Annotated in this window: 1 protein-coding gene; it reads left to right on the top strand. The window is 30.3% G+C overall.

Annotated elements, in window-relative coordinates:
* Positions 1 to 109 precede the first annotated feature (109 nt).
* Positions 110 to 1729: a DUF262 domain-containing protein gene (locus D5R40_RS32705; protein WP_124155866.1), complete on the top strand. Its 1620-nt coding sequence runs from the start codon at positions 110 to 112 to the stop codon at positions 1727 to 1729.
* The last annotated feature ends 17 nt before the right edge of the window (positions 1730 to 1746 follow it).

Genomic DNA, 1746 nt, shown 5'->3' with positions numbered 1-1746 from the left:
CCCCATCCATTTTTTCTTCATTCTTCCTTCTTCCCTCTTCCTTCTTCCTTACGCTTAGAAAATGCTATATTACTTCTTTCTTCCTGATTAAAACTATTGAGGTAATTATATGGCAAGTATCGAATCTCAAGACATGACTCTAGAAAAGTTATTTGATGAATTTTATGTCATTCCTGATTATCAGCGCGAATATGTTTGGGAGGAAAAAGAAGTAAATGAATTTATTCAAGATATATATGAAGAATTTTCTGAGCAAAATCAAAATTCTTATTCTGAGTATTTTATTGGCAGTATAATTGTTTGTAGTCGTGGGGATAATTTGTATGAAGTAATTGATGGGCAGCAACGGATGACTACTGCTTATTTAGTTCTCTGTGCAATTCGAGATTATTTATTAACTATTAATTCAAATGAACGTATTGAAGCATTAAAAAATAAGATTACTTCTCTATATACAGATGACTGGGGTAATGACCAGTTTAAACATAGGGTAGAACTACAATATGAAGAAAGTAGGGGAATACTAGAAAGTATTGCTATGCAAACAGATTTAGACCAAAGGTCTCCTACTCGTTCTGTTAAACATATTCAGAATGCTTATGCTGAGATTAGAAAATTTCTTTCTCTTAAATTTGAATTAGATGAAGTTGCTATTTCTCATATCAAAAAATTTTATGCCTATTTTCTCAAAAATGTTAAATTAATTCGCGTAAAAACAGCTAGTGTTGCTCATGCTTTGAAAATATATTCAACTTTAAATCATCGTGGTTTACCCCTGGATGATATGGATTTACTCAAAAATTTGATTTTTGCTAAAGCTAAACAAACAGATTATGAGAAAATCAAAGTAAAATGGAAAAAAATGATAGATTTACTCTATCATTCTCAGGAAAGACCGATGCGTTTTTTGCGCTATTTTATTTTGGCAAGATATGCAGAAGATGGAAATTATATTGCAGAAAAAGAAGTCTATGATTGGTTTCTCAAAAATGAATCTAGATGTGGATATAATACTGAACCTATTCTATTTGTGAATGATTTATTAGCCTCAGCAGAAGCTTATGTAGCATTTTTGTCTGGTAATAATATTGATGGAACGGTAAATCGTTATTTGGAAAATATTCGTTGTCTCAGTGTTAATGTTAGGCAACATTTAATATTACTTTTAGCTGCTTATCAATTGCCTCAATATTGTTTTATTGAATTATGTCGGCAGGTAGAAAATTTATTATTTGTGGCAATGTTGACTAGCGATCGCAATCAAAAGGCATTCGATGGCATGATTCTTAAGTGGGCTAGTGAATTACGTCAAATCACATCAAGATCAGAATTTAATCAATTTATTGCTATTCAATTTTTTTCTAGCAAGCAGGTAGTGGCAGATAAATTTGAGAAAGCATTTCATAAACTTAATAAGTCATCATTTCAACCTTATCAAATTAAATATATTTTAGCCAAACTAACACAATACATAGATGAAACTGCTTGGGGTAGTGGGGGAGGAATTGATGATTTAAGCAATTATCTTTTGAAATTAGATGTAGAACAAATTTTACCAGAATATCCTACTCAAAAAGTAATTTTATCTTTCGATAAACCTCGTGAAATAGAAAGTTATAGTAAACTTTTAGGTAATTTGACTTTGTTAGAAAGTTCGATTAAATCTGCTATTACTAATATGAGTTTTACGGGAAAAAAATTGAATAGCAATAAATTGATTAAATTCTGATCTTGATGTGATTTGAC

Origin of the sequence: Okeania hirsuta, from assembly GCF_003838195.1 — a bacterium.
GTDB classification, from domain to species: domain Bacteria; phylum Cyanobacteriota; class Cyanobacteriia; order Cyanobacteriales; family Microcoleaceae; genus Okeania; species Okeania hirsuta.
The sequence above is the reverse complement of the archived record's forward strand: the minus strand, read 5'-3'. Positions and strand labels throughout refer to the sequence as shown.

Excerpts from the sequence above, each read along its gene's own strand:
- D5R40_RS32705 (WP_124155866.1), top strand. The coding sequence starts at position 110 with ATGGCAAGTATCGAATCTCAAGACATGACTCTAGAAAAGTTATTTGAT.